The 290-nt window shown below is 56.6% G+C and carries 1 protein-coding gene; it reads right to left on the reverse strand.

Features of this window, described 5'->3' with window-relative positions; all coding sequences use genetic code 11:
- Positions 1–290: hypothetical protein (locus tag HPT30_RS00485; protein ID WP_175369649.1), on the reverse strand; the 290-nt coding region annotated here is incomplete at both ends.

The raw sequence follows: 290 nt of genomic DNA on the forward strand, positions 1-290 counted from the left end.
CAGGCTGCAGATGCTGTCCGTTCACCGCTCCCTCTGCCAGCTTCACTCCTGTTATGCTACCGTCAGGCAAGAGATCGGACGTGTATACCTCCTTCGCCAAATGCGCAAGGGTGATACTGCCAGGTCTTACATGCCGCTCTTCCACACTTTGCTCGGCCAGATGCCCGCCAGTTATGCTATCAGGCTGCAGATGCTGTCCGTTCACCGCTCCCTCTGCCAGCTTCACTCCTGTTATGCTACCGTCAGGCAAGAGATCGGACGTGTATACCTCCTTCGCCAAATGCGCAAGG

The organism is Paenibacillus agri (genome assembly GCF_013359945.1).
Lineage (GTDB): Bacteria > Bacillota > Bacilli > Paenibacillales > Paenibacillaceae > Paenibacillus_AQ > Paenibacillus_AQ agri.